Source organism: Paenibacillus sp. RC84, from assembly GCF_041260495.1.
Taxonomy (GTDB): Bacteria; Bacillota; Bacilli; order Paenibacillales; family NBRC-103111; genus Paenibacillus_F.
The window spans coordinates 391,640-411,870 of record NZ_JBGBYL010000004.1 but is presented as its reverse complement, the minus strand read 5'-3'; the positions used below and the strand labels follow the sequence as shown (position 1 = coordinate 411,870).

The 20,231-nt window shown below is 52.0% G+C and carries 16 protein-coding genes; 7 read left to right on the top strand and 9 right to left on the bottom strand.

The features are described 5' to 3' along the window. Positions 1 to 209: 209 nt before the first annotated feature. A complete protein-coding gene (locus ABH899_RS12075) occupies positions 210 to 4,595 on the top strand; it encodes a family 10 glycosylhydrolase (protein ID WP_369996373.1) in 4,386 nt (1,461 codons plus the stop codon). A 108-nt stretch (positions 4,596 to 4,703) separates the two neighbouring features. Here the strand turns inward: ABH899_RS12075 and ABH899_RS12070 are convergent, their stop codons facing one another. Continuing rightward, on the bottom strand, positions 4,704 to 5,042 hold the full coding sequence (locus tag ABH899_RS12070) for a winged helix-turn-helix transcriptional regulator (RefSeq protein ID WP_218230322.1): 339 nt from the start codon (positions 5,040 to 5,042) through the stop codon (positions 4,704 to 4,706). 482 nt (positions 5,043 to 5,524) lie between these two features. Continuing rightward, the gene (locus tag ABH899_RS12065) at positions 5,525 to 5,668 is read right to left on the bottom strand and encodes a hypothetical protein (RefSeq protein WP_218230321.1); all 144 of its coding nucleotides are present in this window, start codon (positions 5,666 to 5,668) and stop codon (positions 5,525 to 5,527) included. A 100-nt stretch (positions 5,669 to 5,768) separates the two neighbouring features. On the opposite strand from ABH899_RS12065, the gene ABH899_RS12060 reads away from it, so the two are divergent. Beyond that, complete coding sequence (locus tag ABH899_RS12060) at positions 5,769 to 6,344, top strand: NAD(P)H oxidoreductase (protein ID WP_369996371.1); 576 nt, start codon at positions 5,769 to 5,771, stop codon at positions 6,342 to 6,344. 125 nt (positions 6,345 to 6,469) lie between these two features. Here ABH899_RS12060 and ABH899_RS12055 read toward each other — a convergent pair whose 3' ends face one another. Beyond that, entirely contained in the window at positions 6,470 to 7,300 is an 831-nt protein-coding gene (locus tag ABH899_RS12055) for a CPBP family intramembrane glutamic endopeptidase (protein WP_369996370.1), read from the bottom strand. Positions 7,301 to 7,876: 576 nt separating this feature from the next. On the opposite strand from ABH899_RS12055, the gene ABH899_RS12050 reads away from it, so the two are divergent. The 4 genes from ABH899_RS12050 to ABH899_RS12035 all read left to right on the top strand — a co-directional run bounded on the left by ABH899_RS12050 (position 7,877) and on the right by ABH899_RS12035 (position 12,895). Next, complete coding sequence (locus tag ABH899_RS12050) at positions 7,877 to 9,442, top strand: glycosyl hydrolase family 18 protein (RefSeq protein ID WP_369996368.1); 1,566 nt, start codon at positions 7,877 to 7,879, stop codon at positions 9,440 to 9,442. Between the two features lie 210 nt (positions 9,443 to 9,652). After that, positions 9,653 to 9,919 carry an ArsR/SmtB family transcription factor gene (locus tag ABH899_RS12045; protein WP_218230317.1) on the top strand — a complete coding sequence of 89 codons (267 nt, stop codon included), beginning with the start codon at positions 9,653 to 9,655 and terminating at the stop codon, positions 9,917 to 9,919. Positions 9,920 to 10,080: 161 nt separating this feature from the next. After that, positions 10,081 to 11,262 (top strand): MFS transporter, encoded by a 1,182-nt coding sequence (locus tag ABH899_RS12040; protein WP_369996367.1) that lies wholly within the window; start codon positions 10,081 to 10,083, stop codon positions 11,260 to 11,262. A 178-nt stretch (positions 11,263 to 11,440) separates the two neighbouring features. Then, positions 11,441 to 12,895, top strand: a complete 1,455-nt coding sequence (locus ABH899_RS12035; RefSeq protein ID WP_009673870.1) for an esterase-like activity of phytase family protein — start codon at positions 11,441 to 11,443, stop codon at positions 12,893 to 12,895. A gap of 129 nt (positions 12,896 to 13,024) precedes the next feature. Here the strand turns inward: ABH899_RS12035 and ABH899_RS12030 are convergent, their stop codons facing one another. The 3 genes from ABH899_RS12030 to ABH899_RS12020 form a co-directional block, all read right to left on the bottom strand. Continuing rightward, positions 13,025 to 14,470, bottom strand: coding sequence for an MFS transporter (locus tag ABH899_RS12030; RefSeq protein WP_369996365.1), 1,446 nt, complete (start codon positions 14,468 to 14,470; stop codon positions 13,025 to 13,027). Positions 14,471 to 14,663: 193 nt separating this feature from the next. Next, positions 14,664 to 15,662, bottom strand: a complete 999-nt coding sequence (locus ABH899_RS12025) for a helix-turn-helix transcriptional regulator (protein WP_369996363.1) — start codon at positions 15,660 to 15,662, stop codon at positions 14,664 to 14,666. A 169-nt stretch (positions 15,663 to 15,831) separates the two neighbouring features. After that, positions 15,832 to 16,272, bottom strand: coding sequence for an Lrp/AsnC family transcriptional regulator (locus tag ABH899_RS12020; RefSeq protein ID WP_369996362.1), 441 nt, complete (start codon positions 16,270 to 16,272; stop codon positions 15,832 to 15,834). Between the two features lie 138 nt (positions 16,273 to 16,410). Between ABH899_RS12020 and ABH899_RS12015 the strand changes: the two genes are divergently transcribed. Further along, positions 16,411 to 17,175 (top strand): SDR family oxidoreductase, encoded by a 765-nt coding sequence (locus ABH899_RS12015; protein WP_369996360.1) that lies wholly within the window; start codon positions 16,411 to 16,413, stop codon positions 17,173 to 17,175. A 111-nt stretch (positions 17,176 to 17,286) separates the two neighbouring features. Here ABH899_RS12015 and ABH899_RS12010 read toward each other — a convergent pair whose 3' ends face one another. From ABH899_RS12010 to ABH899_RS12000, 3 genes are all read right to left on the bottom strand, one after another. After that, on the bottom strand, positions 17,287 to 18,153 hold the full coding sequence (locus ABH899_RS12010; RefSeq protein ID WP_369996359.1) for a proline iminopeptidase-family hydrolase: 867 nt from the start codon (positions 18,151 to 18,153) through the stop codon (positions 17,287 to 17,289). A 54-nt stretch (positions 18,154 to 18,207) separates the two neighbouring features. Continuing rightward, positions 18,208 to 19,407, bottom strand: coding sequence for an MFS transporter (locus ABH899_RS12005; protein WP_369996500.1), 1,200 nt, complete (start codon positions 19,405 to 19,407; stop codon positions 18,208 to 18,210). Positions 19,408 to 19,559: 152 nt separating this feature from the next. Continuing rightward, entirely contained in the window at positions 19,560 to 20,156 is a 597-nt protein-coding gene (locus ABH899_RS12000) for a TetR/AcrR family transcriptional regulator (RefSeq protein WP_369996358.1), read from the bottom strand. Between the last annotated feature and the right edge of the window lie 75 nt (positions 20,157 to 20,231).

Here is a 20,231-nt window from a genome sequence, read left to right as displayed (position 1 = left end):
ATCCACGGAAAGACTCACGCAGGTGCAAGGCGTTTCCTTTTTATTTTGATTGCTCTGGCGAAATGGATTGATTCTCCAAATATGTTTTTCTATAATAGAGCTGATTGCCAAAACAGAAAGGAGGTCTCGTCCTACATTCTAAGTGCTCGTACAGATTGAGCATTTCCAAAAGCTGACCCTTTTAAAATCAGAGAAGGAGTGATATTTGATTGGACCGCACATTTAGGAGCTACCGTCCCACTCTCTCGTTATTTCTGGCCTTCGCACTCTTGATCGGCTTATTCCCTCCCATTTCTGCAAGCGCTTACTCTCCCCCGTCTACTTCTCTCCCGATTAGTTCAGTAACCAGCGTCACTTACGGCACCTATAATTCGCTCGCCCTGACTCCCAATCCTGTAACCGTTACACCTTCCTCCTTGCAGCAGTTTGCCGTGTCTGCCTACGATGCCAACGGGAGTGAAACTCCCCTGCAGGCTGGTGATGTCAGTTGGTCCGCCGACAGCGCCATCGGCACGATTGATTCGAGCGGCTTGCTGACGGCAGCGGCGGGCGGCGGCGGATTCAAGGCCGGTTACGTCACCGCTACATACGGAGGGTTAAGCACCCGAGCGCTCGTAATGGTCGGAAGTAAAGCGACAGCCGTAATTGAAGATTTTGAAACCGTTAACAACGGTAAAGTGCTGTTGAGCGCGGGAACCGCGGGCGCGGCGGGAACGAAGAGTTCCATCAGCTTGGCGGAAAGGCCCGAACCCGTGCTTTACGGCAGCCGCTCCCTTAAATTTGCTTACGATATGAGAGGAACCGCGGGTACGTCCGCCGCATTCGTCAGTCTCCGCAATCCCGATACGGGAGCTCTCGACAGACCGATCGAAGGCACACCTAACAAAATCGGCGTCTGGGTTTACGGGGACGAAAGCAGTCATTGGCTGCGCGCCAGACTCAGAAATCAGGCCGGCGTTTCTTTTACCGTTGATTTTACCAGCAGCACCGGCTTTAACTGGAAAGGATGGCGCTACGTAACCGCAGAGATTCCTTCCTCACAGCCAGGTCCTTTCAAGTTTATGGACCTTTATCTGGTCGAAACGAAAGATACGAACAAAAACGCCGGCGTTCTTTATTACGACCGGTTGAGCGCGATTTATTCCAACACCGAAATTGCAGGACTCGACCTGACCGGACTGACTCCGATGAAAACAGGTCAAAGCAAAACCGCAGAGGTCTATGTGACCAAAGCCAACAGCACTTCGCCTCAAAAGGTTGAAAACGGAGTCAGTTTTTACAGCAGCAATCCGGATGTGGCCGTCGTTGACGGCATCGGCCGGGTAAGCGCGCTCAAAGCCGGAAAAGCGGTTATTGCCGCCCTCTATTCCGATAGTCAGCCCGCCGCATTTGAATTGAACGTCACCGATGACGAACCGCAGGTGCTGAGCATTCAGGCATTCGCACCGGATCAGCTGGAAGCTGGACGGACCGGTACTCCAAAAGTTTTCGCGGCTTACGCCAATAGAGCCGATTCTCTCGAAGTCACGAAAGAAGCCCGGTTTGCAAGTTCCAACCCTGCTGTAGCCGAAATTTCGGTTGATGGGAAGATTGTGGCAAAATCGCCCGGTTCCGCTTCGGTGACCGTTACTTTCGCAGACCGCCAGGCGGTAATACCCGTAACGGTTATCGAACCCGTTCCGGTTCTGGCTAAAATCCAGCTGACCGACATGAAATCGATGAATATCGGAGCCGTGCGGCAGGCCAAAGTGCTTGCCACCTATACTCTGCTTGACGTTCCCCAGCCACCGGCGGCAGCGACAAGCGGCGTGACTTATAAAAGCAGCAATCCAGCAGTAGCCGAGATCGACGCCAACGGAACACTCACGGCCAAAACCATAGGTGTCACGACAATCAGTGCCTCGCTAAACGGCAAAACGGACACTTATTCATTGGTCGTTAACAAAGAAACCGGCGCTCCGAAACATGAAATGAGAGCCGCCTGGATTGCGACCGTCGAAAATATCGATTGGCCCGTTAAAGGAACCTACGATGCCGAGCAGCAGAAACGGCAGCTGATCAATTTGCTTGACGAGCTCGAAGCCACCGGAATCAATACGGTGATTTATCAGGTTCGTCCCACTTCGGACGCTTTCTACCGTTCCGCTTTAAATCCCTGGTCAGCCTGGCTGACGGGAACTCAAGGCAAGGACCCGGGATACGATCCTCTTGCCTTCGCCATCCAGGAAGCTCATAAACGGAATATGGAGCTTCATGCCTGGTTCAACCCTTACCGCATCAGCAACGATACGGATAAAAGCAAGCTGGCGGATACGAATCCCGCGGTAAGACACCCCGACTGGGTCGTCTCTTACGGAGGCAAGCTCGGCTATAATCCGGGCAAACCGGAAGTCAAGCGGTATATTATCGACAGCATCATGGAAGTGGTAAACAACTACGATATCGATGCGGTACACTTTGACGACTATTTCTACCCGTATCCTGTAACCGGCGTGGATTATCCCGATGCTGCGGAATATGCGGCCTACGGATCGGGCATGAGCATTGCGGATTGGCGCCGCAGTAACGTAGACTCTCTGATCCGGCAGCTCTCCGCCGAGATTAAAAAATCTAAATCTTATGTCCAATTCGGGATTAGTCCGTTCGGGATCTGGAAAAACAAAGCGAACGACCCGGCAGGCTCCGAGACGAACGGATTGGAAAGCTACTCGGCGATCTATGCGGACAGCAAGAAATGGGTGGACGAACAATGGATCGACTACATCACGCCCCAGCTTTACTGGAACATCAACTACAGTCCCGCCGCCTACGATAAGCTTATAGACTGGTGGAAACGGCAGGTAGAGGGGAAACATGTCCTGCTCTATGCGGGCCACGGCGTTCATAAGATCGGGGACAACGATCCGAACTGGCTGGATCCCGACCAGTTGCCGAACCAAATCTTATTCAACCGGAACTTCGCGGACGTTAAAGGAAGTATGTTCTTCTCCGCCGTGCAGGTTCTCGATAATAAACTCGGTTTCCAGGACCGGTTAAAAACCGATTTGTATAAATATCCGACCCTCATGCCGGAAATGAGCTGGCTCTCCAAGTCGATTCCGGCCGCCCCGGCCGTAACGGCCGCTGCCGAAGGCAGCGCCATTAAGCTGAATATTCAAACCGAGGCGAACAGCACGGCCGGCACCTATGTGATTTACAGATCAGCTGGCGCCGGCGCGCCCGACACGTCGGATCCTGCTCATATCTGGAAACAGGTAAAAGCTGGACCGGCGGGGGTTCAAACTGTCGTTGACAACACCGTTAAGACCGGTACGACTTACACGTACGTCGTTACGGCTCTCGAACGCGGAAGCAGCTTGGAAAGCCACGGCACTACCCTTGCGGCAACCGCTCAATCTTCGTCGGGCTCCGACGGTTCCGGTTCCGGCGGTACCGGATCAGTTGGCGGATCCGGACCGACAGATCCGGCCGTGCCTACGCCTCCGCCAACACCGGGAGACGGGGTTCTAGTCATAGAACCCGCAGATCTTAAGGAAACGGACGGCAAAATTACCGTAACCGTTCCAGACGGCATCCGCGAAGTTCATCTCCCGGCTGATACCGGCACGACGATTGGCAATAGCCGTCCCCTGCTTCTTCGGTTTGCCAATGTGAACGTATCGATACCGAACCCGGTGATACAGCAGTGGCAGGATTTGACCGCCGATACAGGTGCGAAGCTCGTTTTCAAAGCGGAGCCCGTCGAAGGAAGTCAACTGCAAGCTTTGGTTCAGGCCGCTGAAATTAAGCTGGGCGCTGAGATCCGTGCCCGGGGAATGTACGACTTCCGGATGGAGGTCCGGGCCGGGGGCAAAACTGCAGCGGTGATGGACCGCTTCTCAACTCCGCTTGAGATCTCGTTTCAGTCCGCGCAAGGAAGCGACCTGAGCCGTACGGGGCTCTATCATTTAGCCGGAGACGGAACGCTGCAGTATATCGCCGATCAGAAACCGACCGGCAGCGGAACGATCATGGCGAGTATCCGCCATTTCAGTACTTACGGCCTGCTGGAGGTAACCAAATCGTTCCAAGATGTAAATGCCGGTCATTGGGCGTATCCCGCCATCAGCGAGCTGAGCCGCAAGTTGATTGTAACCGGTGTTACCGAGGACCACTTCAGTCCCCAGCGTCAGGTGACCCGGGCCGAATTCGCCGCCCTATTGGTTCGCGCTCTGGGATTGCCCCCAAAAGCAGTCACCCCATTTTCCGACGTAAAAGCAGGAGACTGGTTTGCCGGAGAAGTCGCCGCAGCATTCGATGCGGGAATCGTAACCGGCATGACGGATTCGCTGTTTGAGCCCGGCGGAACGGTCACCCGCGAGCAGATGGCGGCGATGTTGATCCGCGCTTACGAAGCGAAGCACGGGAAGCTGTCCGCTGAATCGCCTTCTGTCTCCTTCACGGATGCCGGAAGCATCCGTGAATGGGCCAAGGGCGATGTCGCGAAAGCTGCCGCCGCCGGGCTGCTAAGCGGACGCGAAGGAAACCTATTCGCGCCGCAAGCCGTCCTTACCCGCGCGGAAAGCGCACAGGCGGTTTACAATCTTTTGAAATAAACGGCCCTTCGCGTCCGTTTTCACGACAAAACAAGCTGGCACCGGTTAAGACCGGGCCAGCTTGTTTTATGGGATGGAATGACTGCGTTTTTTCTTGTTCCGCTTGCCTTACTTGATATACTCTTTGATATACTGGTCTCCCCAGTCGCACATTTGATCCAGAATCGATTTTAACGACCAGCCAAGCGGGCTTAGTTCGTAAACCACTTTAGGCGGAACCTGATTGTATACGGTCCTGGTGATAATTTCGTCTTCCACAAGCTCTTTGAGCTGCTGAGTCAACATCTTCTGGGTAATGGCCGGTATATCTTTTTTCAATTCGCTCGTTCTTTTGGGTCCTTCGGTCAAATAGCACAAAATAACGGTTTTCCACTTTCCCCCGATAACATCCAGGGTCGCTTCCACCGGAATATTGTAAGTGCGCTTATTTTTGGATTTCGCGGGCATCGGTTGCTGCACATCCTTATTTATCCGAATGTCTATCATTCGGTTCTTACGCCCATTTTAACCTACTACGGTGCGATTAACCAGTATTTGTCTAAAATGTGAGCTCGGCTCCGATAAGGAGGAAGGCCGGAAAAAGCCCGGCTGCAAAGCGAATTTTAACGCACCGATCGGTGCCTAAGATACTTTTTGGTAGCAATAAGACAAAAAAGTGCGTACTTCCCATTTCCCACCCCACGATGCATAATTACCTTGTACCCGATAAAAGGAGGGAATACTCCATACCTTTGAAAATTTTGATAGCCGGAGGTTATGGCTTGTGGCGGTATCCTTGCCCGGTTAATCAGAGAGGTGAGCGCGGACGCTGAGCTGGTTCTTGCAGGCAATCATCCGTAATCGGATGAAGCTCTCTCGCCCGTCAGTCGGGTGGAGCCTGCACCGTTCAGCTTGACCTGGATAAACCGGCGCCTTCTCAAAAAACCTCCTTATCCGATTTCGATTTGATCGTGTCGGCTCTGTTCGCCCCGGCTGATCGGCTCGGACAAACGGCAGTGGAATATAAGTTCGCTTATATCGGGTTCTCCCGTCTTGCCGACCAGACGGTTCCTTCGCTTATAACGGCTGTTCACGCTCCGACGGAGCGCCCCTGGCGCTGTTGAACGAACAGCATGTCCGGAACCGTTTCGAACAATTCGGCGTACGCCTATTTCCTACTGAGGAGGTAAAAAAATGAAAGTGCTCACGGTTGTTGCCCACCCCAGAACCGATTCCTTGACCATGGCGGTTACCGACCGCTTCGCACGCGGCCTTCAGGATGCAGACCATGAAACGGAGGTGCTGGATCTTTACCGCAGCGGGTTCAACCCCGTCCTGAATGAAACGGATGAGCCAGACTGGACGGACAGCGGCAAACAGTATTCCGTTGAAGTAATGGCCGAAATAGAACGCATGAAACGACACGACGGTTTGGCTTACATTTTCCCGCTCTGGTGGTACGGCTTGCCGGCCATGCTGAAAGGATACATCGAACGTGTATGGAACCACGGATTCGCCTATGGCCCCCAAAAACTGCCTCATCGGAAAGTATTGTGGCTCAGCCTTGCGGCCCTGACACCCGAGCAATTGGCAAAAAGAAACTACGACCGGATGATCAACCATCAGCTCAATGTCGGCTTGGCGGAATATGCCGGAATTCCAACTTCCAAAGTTGAATTTCTGTATGATACTTTAAGCTCCAATCCAGACCATATTCAGGATTTGCTTCAGCAGGCTTACGAGCACGGGCTTCATTACGGACGCGAATAAGGGCGGGGATTTTTTTCCCGATAAAAAAACGGCGCATTCCCCCTTGCGGGGTGTATGTGCCGTTTTTCCCAAAGTCCTTCCGTACCGCTTGCTTCCCCCTCAACAAATCAAAGCGGCCTGTAAGCCTATTCTCGAATCTCCTTCTGCCGGTTTCTGTTCCGGTACGTCCCGTACAGCAGCACAAGAATACCGATCGTTACAGAACCGAGCGACACTAGATAGCTTCCGTAAGGCGACAAATACTCCACTTGAATAAGAGCATAGTCCGAAGGAACAATCACAAAACGGACCATTTCCAGCCAAGCCAAATGAAATCCGATACACATCCACAAATTTCCGGTAAAGATCCGGCACAATTGAAGTGCGGTACCGAAGGCAAGCAAGTTAACGACATAGTCGAACGTAATCAGATCCCAGGTGCCTACTCCGGCTGCAACCATGGCGGCTGTTAGAGCGACAGGGGCAAGCACAAAGAGAATAATCTGAAGCAGCAGTGCCAGCCATCTGGTGAATCGTGCGCTCAGGTTGCTATATAGATAGCCACGGAACGTTACTTCTTCCGGAAACGCTTCGTAGAAAAAAGCGATCGGAATGTTAATCAGAATGAGGAGCAGAGTCTCCGCAGGCAAGTGAACATCTACCACCCGGATCCAGCCCGCCAGCGTTCCCGCGAGCAGAGCTATGCCCATCATGGCGCTTAGAAAGCCTGCGCCCAGCAGCAAATACGGGAATCCCGACGGAAGCGGGCTCAGTCCCAATCCGCTCCAAGGCCGGTTGTCGGCATAGCGTCTCAACAAATAAATGAGCGGCACGGCAATACCCGAAGTCACGACCGCAAGGATAATTTGCTGGGCCAGAACCGGGAATCCGTAATTTTGCGCGGTTAAGGTAACGGCGACGGCCACTCCCAACGCGGCGACGAATGACAGCCAGCCAAGCAAGATGCGCCAGACCAAGTGAATTTTTCCTTCCGTATCCCGGATAAAGCTCGCGGATGCACGGCCACCTTGAGTTTCAAGTGAAGGTTTAATCGCCCATTCTCCTCTCCTAAACTATCTGGGTGTCTTTTAACTTTTGATCTCGACACATTCTATATATAGCAGGTTTAAAAGGGTTGTGTTCTTGGAAGGTACCCATTTACTCGGCAATTCCCCGAAAATAGCCGGCTGTCCCCGCTTTCTGCGTGCTTCAAAACTTCTCCCCAAGCGGCCTATGCCTTTTGATGAAAAATGTCAAAAAAGAGAAAATTTCTCCCTGATAATAAAAAAATCCCCCTTTTTCTGGTAAAAAGTTTAAACGATAATAGGAGAGCAAGCGGATTCATAGACTTGCAGCAGCAACCTTTACAAGAATAAAGGACTCCCGCTTTCGCATGACGGAGTATCCGGTCGTTGCTTTACGGATTCCTGAACCCGGGCTAGCCTTTTATTGGCCTGAACAAAAGATCGGGAGCCTTTACAAAGCGAGGTGAAGAAGCGAAAAAATTTAATGTAAGCGGTATCATATTTATTCATTAAAGGAGGCTATATGTAATGAATTGGCAATCTATCCGCTCTCAATCTCCCAAGCAGGTCCTGTTCCGTGTTCTGCTGATCGCGTCCCTGCTAGTTTCTCTGCTGCCTTTCCTTGGTTTGAATACCCAACAGGCTTCCGCGGCTGCAAACGTCTCGACTGCGGCTGCCGCTTGTACGGATGCGGCCTGGGATTCTACCAAAGTCTACACGGGCGGACAAAAAGTTTCCTACAACGGGAAAGTATTCGAAGCGAAATGGTGGACACAGGGCGAAACGCCTTCCCAGACAAATACATGGGGAAGCTGGAAATACGTCAGTGACTGCACAGGCGGTGGCGGAACGACGGATACAACGGCACCGACAGCTCCCGCAGGCCTGACTTTAACCGGCAAAACTTCCACAAGCGTTTCCCTTTCGTGGAATGCTTCCACGGATAATGTCGGTGTTACCGGTTACAACGTATACAACGGTTCCGCGCTGGCTACCTCGGTAACCGGCACAACCGCTACGGTAACCGGCCTGGCAGCCAATACGGCTTACTCTTTCAGCGTGAAAGCGAAAGACGCGGCCGGCAACTTGTCGGCAGCCAGCAATGTTCTTGCGGTGACCACGTCCTCGGACGGAGGCGGTACGACGCCTCTGGCTAAAATCAACGGCGCTTACGTTGCTTCCTGGCATTTTCCTGCCGTGAACACGGTTCCCGCCAACAAATTGACGCACATCTTCTATGCATTTGCGGATGTCGCCAATAACGGCGTCAGCGGCGGAGATACTTCGCAAATCGCTCAACTGGTCACGCTGAAACAGAAAAATCCGGACTTGAAGGTTCTGATTTCCGTAGGCGGCTGGGGCCGTTCCGACGGTTTCACGAGCGCGGCTTCCACGGATGCGAACCGTACGGCTTTCGCTAACAGCGCCCTGCAGTATATCCGTGCCAACAAACTCGACGGAATCGATCTGGACTGGGAGTATCCGACAACGGCGGACAAACAAAACTACACCCTTTTCCTGAAAAAACTTCGTGAAGTTCTCGATGCCGGGAGCGCGGCCGACGGTCGTACCGGCAACAAAAAGTATGAAATTACAGCGGCTACGGGCGCTTCCGAGTACGGAATACAAGGAATCGACCTGGGAAGCGTACACCCTTACTTCACCTTCATTAACATTATGACCTACGACATGCAGGTCGGCGCCAACACCCACCACACGAACCTGTACACGTCTTCCCTGAATTCCAGCTACAGCGTGGACAATGCGGTGAAGCTTTACAAGGGACGCGGCGTTCCGTCCGAAAAAATCGTAATCGGCGGAGCTTTCTATTCCCACGGTGCCGGAGATTACACGTATGACGAACTCAAAGCCAGCTATATCAACAAAAACGGCTGGACCCGCCAATGGGACGACGTTGCCAAAGCCCCTTACCTCACTAACGGCAGCAGCATGCTGAGCTACGATGACGCGGAGTCTCTGACTCAAAAAGTCAACTATCTCAAAAGCAACAACCTGGGCGGCATCATGTTCTGGGAGTATGGTCAGAACCTGGGCGCAGAGCTTGTGGATGCCATCTACACGGCATTGAAATAAACTTTCGTTCCGTTCCGGAATAGCAAAAAGCTGCCCGACGTCCTCCTTGGACGCGGGCAGCTTTTTGTTTTTGCTGTTAAAATCGTTCGGTGACTTGATCGCAAGCCATTTACTTTTGAACAAAGGCATGGTATAGTTGTTTCGAAAAGTTTGGAAATAAGAAAAGCGGCAAGCAGCGTGTAAGGCCGGAAGAAAAAGGGTGTAGAAAGCATGGAAACCATTCAAGCCGTTAAAGTGCACAGGGCACTAGGTGAGCATACCCGCTATAAAATCGTTCAAATTTTGACCAAGGAAAGCAATCTCTGTCCCGCGGATCTCGAGAGCCGCTTGGAATCGATCGCTCTTTCCACTTTGTCTCATCATTTGAAACAATTATCGGACTGCGGATTGCTTCACTCCCAGAAAAAAGGAACCTACATTTATTACAGTTTGAATGAAGATACGGTCAAAAAATTTGCGCCTTATTTGATCGAATAGTTTTTTACTTGTTATTTCGATATAACTAGAAATATCAAAAATGCGTACTTTTAAAGTTCCGTATAAAACGCTTATGTGCCTAAACAGATTTTAACGCCGCTGCTCTTTTTTGTTTCTATATTTCTAGAAATATAATATTATTGAGAAATGAGGATGACAATATGTTTAAAACATGGAAAATTTACATGCTTGCCCTGATCAGCTTTCTGGTGGGAACGTCCGAGTACATCATTGCCGGTATTCTGGATAAAATCTCAGCCAGCCTCGACATCTCACTGGTTGCCGCAGGACAGCTGATTACCGTTTTTTCGCTCGTATACGGGCTCGGGACACCCTTTCTGATCGCTTGGACCGCCCGCTGGGAACGGCGCAAATTACTGATCTATTCACTCGGACTTTTTGTCGTCGCGAACGTACTCGCCTTTATCCTGCCGGGCTTTGCCGCATTTATAGGCGCCCGTATTCTGATGGCGCTCGGCGCGGGGGTGGTCGTCGTAACCGCTTTGACCGTTGCAGCCAAAATTGCGCCTTCCGGTAAGCAGGCAAGCGCGATTGCGACCGTCATTATGGGCTTTACCGCTTCTCTCATCGTGGGCGTTCCTCTCGGAAGGCTGGTTGCGGCGGCTTACGACTGGAAAACGGTTTTCGCCGGAATCGGTGCACTCGGCCTGCTGGCGATGTTCGTCTTGTCCGTTACCATACCGAAAACGGAAGGTGACGCTCCCGTTCCTCTGCGCGAGCAGATCGCTCTTCTCAAACAACCCAGAATCCTTCTGGCTTTATCGGTAAGTTTCTTTTGGCTGGGGGGATACTCTATCGCGTACACCTATATCTCCCCTTATCTGCTGACAATTACCGGAATGAACGAGAAAATGTTAAGCGCCGCACTGCTCGCATTCGGCATCGCCAGCCTCGCCGGTTCCAAGATCGGCGGCTACAGCGCCGATAAATGGGGAGTGTACCGCACGCTCATGTCCGGTATGACGCTGCACGTCATCACACTGCTACTGCTGACGCTGGCCGCCCATTCCCCTGTCGTCGTATTCGCCGTGCTGATCTTGTGGTCGTTCGCCGCCTGGTCTTCCGGCCCGACCCAGCAGTATAATCTCGTCACGATGGCGCCCGAGTCATCCGGAATTATGCTCAGCCTGAACAATTCAGTGATGCAGCTTTCCATGGCGGCCGGTGCCGGAATCGGCGGCATTATCGTCGGAAGCGTCTCCCTGAATGCCGTGACATGGATCGGAGCGGTCGGGGTCGCGGCGGCAATCGCCATTAACTTCGTCTCTTTCAAGCTTTCCGTTGGCGAAAGACGCAAGGCGGAGAACATCCGGCACGCCTGAATGAATGCCTGAATGCAGGTGATAAGCTATCCCGGCCGGGGTAGCTTTTTTTTATGTACCCATTATTCCCGCCTTTACAAAATCTCTATAATCCACTTACTCAACGTTAACAATGCCCTGCTATAGTCAGGCTTAGTAAGCATACATACTATCCGACTTATGAAGGGGATCAACAAAAATGAAAAAGAACTGGCTTATCGCCGCATCGACAGCACTTACGCTCGTATCCGGAACAGGGGCCGCTTTTGCCGCGGATCTGAAAGGCTCTACGGCGGACTCGGTCACCTACACCAACAACGGGCAAGCCGTTGCTCCGTCCGTCCCGGCCGTTAACATCGACGGCAGCCTGTATCTGCCTTTCCGCGCAATCAGCGAAGCGACCGGCAAGTACGTCGATTGGGACGAGTTCCGCAGCCGTGTCTCTCTGACGGACAAGCCTGCACTGACAGGCAAATACAAACTGAATGCTCCCGATCTGGCAAAAGGGGTCAAAATGGGCATCGGCTCCTCGCTGACCCACCTGCCGGGCGATCCCGACAATGTATTCTACACAACGGCGGACCGCGGTCCGAACGGAGAAGTCGATGTAAAAGGAACCATGGTCCGTACGTTCCCGCTCGCCGATTATACTCCGACCATTTACAAAATCGAAATTAAAGACGGCCAAATCAACATTCTCGACCAATTCCCACTTAAATTGAACGGCATCAATCCGGCAACAGGGAAAGCCAACATCAGCGGTTTGCCGAACATCAAAGGCCGGGACGAAGCGCCTTTCGACGCCAAAGCCGAGAAAGAACTCGCTTACGATCCGTACGGTCTTGACGTGGAAGGACTGGCCTATAACCCCAAAGACGATACGTTCTGGATTTCGGACGAATACGGCCCCTCCCTGGTGCATGTAAAACGGGACGGTACCCTGATCGAGCGCATCGTGCCTAAAGGCTGGGCCGCTCAAGTTTCCACACCGCTTGTGCCAGCCCGTGAAACACTGCCGGCCGTCTATAACAAGCTCCGCCAAAACCGCGGCGCCGAAGCGGTAGGCATCACACCGGACGGCCGCTTCATGTTCATGGCGATGCAGAGCCCGCTGCGCAGCCCGAACAAGGAATCCGACAATTCGCGTCAACTGCGTATCGTCAAATTTAATCTGCAAACGCTGGAGCCGGTAGCCGAATTCGCTTATCTTGCGGAAGACGCCAAAGACTTCAAGGGATTAAAGCAAGCCGATATCGTCATTTCGGACCTCGTGGTGGTGGATGAAAATACGCTGCTTATCGACGAGCGCGACAAAAACGCGGGAGACAAAGCGCAGCTGAAGCGTATCTATTCCATCGACCTGTCCAACGCGACCAACATTCTCGGCAAATACGACGATACCAAGGCAGCCGGTAAAACACTGGAGCAAATGTCCCCGGCCGAGCTGAAAGGTCAGGGCATCCTTCCTCCTTCCAAACGGACGCTGCTTGATCTGGTCCCTTTCAAATATCCGTATGAGAAAGTGGAAGGCGTGTCTCTCGTAAACGGCAACACGCTTGTCATCGTGAACGACAACGATTTCGGCGTCGATAGCAGCTCCCCGGAAAACGGCACCGAGCTCTGGACGTTCAAGCTCCCGTATACCATCAAGTAAAACATGCAAAATCAGCAAACCCGGTCAGGACCTTTTCGGTCCGCCGGGTTTTTATGTTTTTGAATCGGTTCGAGTATTCCAAGCAGCTCATTTCCGTAAACTTCAAGTTAGTTACTCACATCAGTCACATCACTTCTCTTTTAACCTACAGATGCATGCACAAGCGGCGAAAGCCAGCACTCCGCTCGCGGCGGTTGAAACGGAAAAAGCTCTGAGATAATCTCCCAGGCCGGCTTCGGCAAGGGGCGCATTCAACGCAGCGGAAAACAAAATGCTGATCCCTGCTACACCCAAAGCGTTCGCCAAATACATAAAGGTCGTAAACAGCCCCGAACCGGTTCCGCCCGACGCCGCCGGCACGCGATTCAAGATCGTATTGGCAAGCGGTGTTGTGGCCATGCCCAGACCCAGCCCGTATACCGACAAAATCAATCTATTTTGAAAATGAAAGAAATGCACGGCATCGGCATGCAGAGACCAAATCAGCATAAATAAGCTCGCTCCCATCGTAAACGTCCCTGTTTTTAATACGGCGTCTCCCCATCTTTTCACCAACCACGCCGACATTAATGAAGTGGCGAAAAACCCCAAGCCAAGCGGTAAAAAAACAAGGCTGGTCGATTCAAGATCGAATTTCAGTCCCGCCTGCAAATAATAATTTAAAATGAAGAAGAATGAGAACATACTGAGATAGACAACGACCTCTGTGATGATTCCGATCCGGAATGAACCTATTTTGAACAGGGAAAGCTCCATCAACGGCGCGCGTCCCGCCTCTTCTCTGCGTTTCTGCTGAAGCACGAATTGAAGCAGTAACACGAGCGATAAAAGCAAGCATCCCCAGGTCCATACCGGCCATCCTTGTTTTTGCCCGATCGTTAACGGATATATGAGCAAAAGCAATCCGGACATAACAAGAATAATGCCGAACCAGTCGATACTCGGGTCGGAATGCCCGCGTGATTCGGGAACGATCGGCAGTCCCATCATCACAAGCAGTCCAAAAGGCACATTAACTAGAAAAACGATCCTCCAGCTAAGGCCGAACAGGTTCCAGTCCACCAAAAGCCCGCCCAAAATCAAGCCAAGGGTGAAACCTAGGCCGATCACGGCCCCATAGATGGCAAAAACCAACCCTTTTTCCCTCGGGAGGAAGATGCTCTGCATAATGGACAAAACCTGTGGTTGGATCATCGCTGCCGATAAACCCTGGATGATGCGAATGACAAGGAGTAGGGTCGGGTTCGATACCCATGCGCCGAGCAGACACATACAGGTAAAACCCGAAACCCCGATCCGTAACAGGCGTTTTCGGCCATATAAGTCACCCAATTTTCCGCCTAAAATCAAAGCAACGGCAAGCCCTAACGAATATCCCGAGAAAATAAGCTGCGCTTCGGCAAAGCTGGCATGGACGCTCGCCTGCATTACCGGAAGCGCCACCTGCATCATGTAATTGTTCAGCGAAATCAGAAGCGTCGGCAGCAAAATCAGAACTAAAGCCATCCAGCGGCGTGGATCGGGGTGCGGTGCCGCGTCGGGTTCTCTTGTACATGCAGGAATCAAGTCATCCATTGTTATTCCCCCTCATTCAGCGCCAAATTAAGCGAACCGGCATGACCAATTGATCCTTATTATCAGCGAGAATGAAACGGTGTTCTACCTGCAAAGGTATTTTCTCTCCCTATAGAAGGAATGGGAGGAACAAAAAAAGGATTTCGAACATGATAGCTATGTCCGAAATCCTTTTTTAAACGAATAAGCTGATCTATTCTGTTTTTGCATCCCGATGGGATAACATCTTGAGGTATTCACTCGGATTATATCCATACATTTTATGGAAGGCTGCGGCGAAATTGCTGAAATTGCTGTAGCCGACGGATACCGCCGTTTCCCCGACATTCATCCGCTGCACTTCCATACAATAAAGCGCCTTTTCCATCCTTTGCTTGCGTACCAGTTCAAATACAGTCATGCCAAAACGTTCCCGAAAACCTTTTTTCAGCTTGAATTCATTGAGTCCGACCTTTCTCGCCAGCTCCCGGATCGATAACGGCTGTTCGAAATGACGAACCACCAGTTCCCTGGCTTGATCCAGCTTCGCGAGATCATCCCGGTTCAAAAACTGTTTTCCAATCTCCGCTTCATAGCCTTCTACTTCCCCGAACAAAGCGATCAGCTCCATGGCTTTGCTCTCCATGTAAAGCCGTTTCATCGCTCCGACATAAGAACAGTTCAGCATATCCGACACACAGCGATGGATTTCCGGCGTATTCGGGTATTTATCGATGCTGCCCTTATGCCGCTGCAGCCAGGATTCCATTCTCTGTTTCTCGGTAAGATCGGCCGCATAATGAAACAGCTCCTGCGGAGACAAGCGGAGTTCCAGCATATGATTGCGGACGCCCGCCTTTTTCTCTTCATATACCAATTCATTCTCGAAAAATAGCACGTTGCCCGTCCAATGATTCGTATAGCTCTCCTTGCCGCCCCACTCGCAATAAATATCGCCGCTAAGGCAATAACTTAGCTCAAACAACGGACATGCCTCCTGAATACGCAGCTTCATATCCTGCGCATAGGTCAGGTCCGTTATCGCGATTTCCATGCCGGGACGGATTCGCGTCCTGAGAATGCTTCCTTGTCCAATCTCGTGCGGAATCGTAATATGCTGCTCCCATGCCCGAAGCCGGGATTGTCCTTGAATCAGATCCGTAAATTGATCGAAAAGGCTGTGCACCTCGCTATTAACTATATATAAAGTCAAATGGACACCTTCTCGCCTGATTAATCCAGATATTGTTTGCATTACCAAAAAGCCCGATTCGGAAATCCGGTCATCGTTTAACTGAAATAATGGAGCGAGTAAAACCGTCTGAATCCGGTTCCGGATTTTCATAGGTATACCCGGCGGCCTGAAAGCATTTCCGGGTGAGTCAAAACGGACTTTTATCCTCCACGTGAGCGTGCATGATGATCAGCGTATTCGATACTCCGTAAACCATCATCGCGTCCTGGAACTCGGCAAGCGATTCCATCGATTCGCTCCTCGTTTTCAGCATATAATTGAACTCCCCGCTTATCCGGTACAGCTCGGCAACCTCCGGGGAAGATTCGCAGTAACGGACAAACTCCCGGCATTTAGCGGTTTTAAACAACATAAATGCCTGTATGCCCCGGTCTAATTTACCGGGATCGAATTTGGCTTTGTAGGCGGTAATAATCCCCTGCTCTTCGAGCTTTTGGATGCGTTCTCTCACTGCCGGCTGAGTCATGGAGATGTGACGGCCGATTTCGGCAACCGGCATGCGTGCGTTCGTATGCAGTAAGTTCATGATTTTGCGGTCGGTATCGTCGGGCTTTGCCGTTTCTCTCATCCATCATCCTCCTAAAGCGGTTTAGCGATTTTACTTATAAAACGGAAAGGGATTCGGCATGAATCCCTTTGATTATACCTGTCTCCTCATCCTAATTTCCATATAATTAACTGTATAGAACCGGAAAGGATGATTGGCATGCAGAATTTGCGCGAAAAAACGGCACTCGTCACCGGAGCGAGCCGCGGAATCGGAAAGGCGATCGCCAAGAGATTGGCCCACGACGGTGCATGGGTAGCCGTTCATTACGGCCGGGACAAGAAGGCGGCGGAGCGGACCGTTGCCGAAATTACGGAAACCGGCGGAAGAGCTTTTAGCGTGCAGGCCGATCTGGGCTCCATGCAGGGCGTGGAACGGTTATTCGAGCAGCTGGACACGCTCACCATCAAACATACGGGCAGCACATTCCTCGATATTCTCGTCAACAATGCCGGAATCGGCACACAAGGGTGCATCGAAACCACGACCGAGAAACAGTTTGACGAGCTGATCGCCGTCAACATCAAGGCTCCGTTTTTCATTATTCAAAAAGCGCTGCCTCGGCTGCGCACCGGAGGACGCATCGTGAACATTTCCTCCGCCGAAACCCGCATCGCATTCCCCGCTTCCATTGCCTACGGGTTGACGAAAGGCGCTTTAAACACCATGACCCTGCCGCTGGCGAAACAGCTGGGCGAAAGGGGCATTACCGTGAACACGATCCTTCCCGGCTACACGGAAACCGATATCAACACGGACATCCTGAGCGATCCGTCGGTCCGGGAGTACGCGGCAGGCATGTCCGCTTTCGGCCGGCTCGGACAAGTCGGAGATATCGCGGATGCGGCGGCCTTCCTGGCGTCAGAGGACAGCCGGTGGGTCACCGCCCAGATTCTCGATGTATCCGGCGGCGCCCGCCTCTAAGAACCGGGTAGCGACGAAGGTGATCGGGAGACTGAGCGCTCGAATACCTGTTTTCCAACTTAAAAGACAGACTTCCTTTATAAGAAAGTCTGTCTTTTTTTTCCAGTCCGCTTATGAAGTTAAAAAGTCGCGTACGATACGGACATACTCCTCCGGTTCTTCCAGATATCCCGCATGGGAGCTGTTCTCCAGCACTTGAAAGCCCGATTGAGGGACAAGCGAGTGATAGTAAAACGTAGACTCCGGCGCCGCTTCGTCATACCGGCCGCACAGGAACAGCGACGGCACGGTAATTTCATGAAGCCGCGGTGTCACGTCGTACGTTTTCAGACTCCCGGTCGGGCAAAACTCGGAAGGTCCCCACATGGACATGTAAATGTCCTTATTAGCCTTACCCCGGCTTTCCAGCACGACCGCAGGCAGTGGGTCGATTCGGCATACGTGCCTTTTGTAATAGTCCTTCATCGCATCCCGATACTCATCCGAATTCGTTGTGCCCTGCTCCTCGCTGCTCGCGATGACCGCTTGGACTTCATCCGGCAATTCAGCCAGGAACCGATCCGCGTCTTCTTTCCAGCGTGCCGCACTCAGGCAGGGACTGGAGAAAATGACGCTTCGCACTCCGGTTGGCTTGCGTTCGATCAAATAGGAAGCCGCGAGCATCGTGCCCCAGGAATGCCCGAGTATATGAACTTCATCCAGGCCGAGAGCTTCTCTCACACAGGCCAGTTCTTCGATAAACCGTTCCGTACGCCATAAGGAGGCATCTCCCGGTCTGTCCGAATTCCCTCCGCCGAGCTGATCGTAGAAAATAACCGGCCTTTCGTCTCCCAGCACGTGAAGGGCCGCTTTCAGCGGATCATGAGTGTTGCCCGGGCCGCCGTGTAGAACGAGCAGGGGCGTTCCGCCGCCTTCTCCCGCCGAGCTGTACCACACTTTGCCGCCGGGTACCTCGATATAGCCTTCTGTATGCCGCATCCTGCATGCCTCCCGCTTTCTTTTCATCTTTCTAGTATAAAGCTTTCTGTGGCTTTACGAAATACCGGATGCCGATCCTCTTCTTCCCGCCCGCAAGGACAAGGCAAAGCATAGAAACAAGATCAGGGCCGCCGACACGTACGGATAATTCAAATTCCGGTCGAAAAGAACTCCGGCCACGATCGGACCCGTAATATTTCCGAGGCTGGTATAAGCCGAATTCAGGCCCGCTACATATCCCTGGTGCTCGTTCGCCATTTTAGACATCTGAGTTCCGATCGCCGGACGCAAAATATCGATCGACAAAAATACGATAAACGTCACGACAACAATCATCCAATATTGATGGACGAACAGAGTCAGCAAAACGAACAGACCGGCCATAGCGAGACAGACCGATATGACGGTTCTTTCTCCGAAGCGATTCAAGATCCAGCCGAAAATCGTGACCTGCACGACCGCTCCGGAAATAGAACCGAACGTAATGATAAAAGCGATATCTTTAGGTGTAAATCCGAATTTATGATCCACGAAAAGTCCGAAAACCGTCTCGTAATTCGCCAGGCCGAAAGACATCACGAAGACGATGACCAGGCTGATGAAATACGGTTCCCGGAACGAACTCAGCATCTGGGCCATAAAGCTCTGCTTCTGCGCAGGAGCCGCTCCGGATTTGACGAGCGGTTCCACCGGTTTCGATTCGGGCAGAATAAACAGCGTGACAACCGCGGCGACGGCGCCGACGGCCGCAGCCGCGTAGAAAGGCGCACGTATGCCGAATTCCGCGATAAAGCCGCCGATGCCCGGGCCGATGATGAAGCCCGTCGTGATCGCGGCGTTGATAAATCCCATTCCTTTGGCCCGTTCCGCGGTTGTGGTGACATCGGCTATGTAAGCCATAATCGAAGGCATGATCAGCGCAGCGCCTATCCCTCCGAGCATTCTGGAAGCGAAAAGCAGAACGGGCGAACTCACTACGCCGAATAGCAGCTCGGACACGGTGAAGATGACCATTCCGGCCACGATCATTTTCTTCCGGCCCAGCGAATCGGAAAGCCTTCCCGCGAGCGGTGAGAAAATGAGCTGCGTCAGCGAAAACGCGGCCACGAGGAAGCCCATAATGCTTCCGTTTAAATGAAGTTCGTCCATATAAGTCGGCATGATCGGGATAACGAGTCCGATACCGGTAAATACGAGAAAAATATTAAGCATGAGAAGCAGTACGGCTCCTCGGTTTTTAAGCAGCAGCTCCACTTCCATCCCCTCCTCCACAAATCTGTCTATTTAGTCTATCCCGAGTTCCCTTAATTTCATATACTGAACGTTCGTTCAGTATATAGGCGTAATAAAAGACGCCAAAGCGCCGAATCGAAAATTTCCTCAGCCGTCACCGGCAGTCCGCCTTATCAGCTCGGTTTCGCTACTCCGTGCAGGAAGACGCCGAAAGCCAGCCGGTACAGCTTCAATGCTTCAGCCGTGGACGATTTCCGCGACATCTGGCTCAGCCCCATGATCAGACTTTCCAGAATCACCGCAAGAGGTTCCACATCGGCGCCTTTGAATTCACCGCTGTCCATCCCCTGTTGAATCAGGGCTTGATTGAATTTTAAATGCCGGTTCACCAGCTCGGCGATCCGTTCTTCCACGTCGTTCGTTTTCTCTTCGTTATTAAAAAACTCGTCGGCCGCTTGGGTCAAGGGATGGTTCAAATCTTCGATAACCATCTGTTCCGCCATTCCCAAGAGCTTCTCGGTCGTTGTTTTGTAGAGCGGTTCTTTTTCCATCCACTTTTCTTCCCATTCGCGTTCCCATTCGTCGACCAGATAAAGAAATAAGCCTTCTTTACTTTTGAAATGATAATAAATGTTCCCTTTGCTGCTGCCCGTGGCCTCCACGATATCTTCGATAGAAGTGGCTTTGTATCCCTTCTGGACGAACAAGGTCCTGGCAGCATCAGCAACCCGTTTTTTTGTCTGTTCGCTTTGCAGCTGCTTTTTATTCATCCGCTCCGCTTCACTCCTTCGTGGATGGTTTGACGGCATCTGTACCTGCCGGTCGTGTTCACAGGATAATAATAC

Coding starts and splice junctions, on each gene's coding strand:
- ABH899_RS12070 (WP_218230322.1), bottom strand. CDS start 5,042: ATGCCCGCGAAATCCAAAAATAAGCGCACTTACAATATTCCGGTGGAA.
- ABH899_RS12060 (WP_369996371.1), top strand. CDS start 5,769: ATGAAAGTGCTCACGGTTGTTGCCCACCCCAGAACCGATTCCTTGACC.
- ABH899_RS12050 (WP_369996368.1), top strand. CDS start 7,877: ATGAATTGGCAATCTATCCGCTCTCAATCTCCCAAGCAGGTCCTGTTC.
- ABH899_RS12045 (WP_218230317.1), top strand. CDS start 9,653: ATGGAAACCATTCAAGCCGTTAAAGTGCACAGGGCACTAGGTGAGCAT.
- ABH899_RS12040 (WP_369996367.1), top strand. CDS start 10,081: ATGTTTAAAACATGGAAAATTTACATGCTTGCCCTGATCAGCTTTCTG.
- ABH899_RS12035 (WP_009673870.1), top strand. CDS start 11,441: ATGAAAAAGAACTGGCTTATCGCCGCATCGACAGCACTTACGCTCGTA.
- ABH899_RS12030 (WP_369996365.1), bottom strand. CDS start 14,470: ATGGATGACTTGATTCCTGCATGTACAAGAGAACCCGACGCGGCACCG.
- ABH899_RS12020 (WP_369996362.1), bottom strand. CDS start 16,272: ATGAGAGAAACGGCAAAGCCCGACGATACCGACCGCAAAATCATGAAC.
- ABH899_RS12015 (WP_369996360.1), top strand. CDS start 16,411: ATGCAGAATTTGCGCGAAAAAACGGCACTCGTCACCGGAGCGAGCCGC.
- ABH899_RS12010 (WP_369996359.1), bottom strand. CDS start 18,153: ATGCGGCATACAGAAGGCTATATCGAGGTACCCGGCGGCAAAGTGTGG.
- ABH899_RS12000 (WP_369996358.1), bottom strand. CDS start 20,156: ATGAATAAAAAGCAGCTGCAAAGCGAACAGACAAAAAAACGGGTTGCT.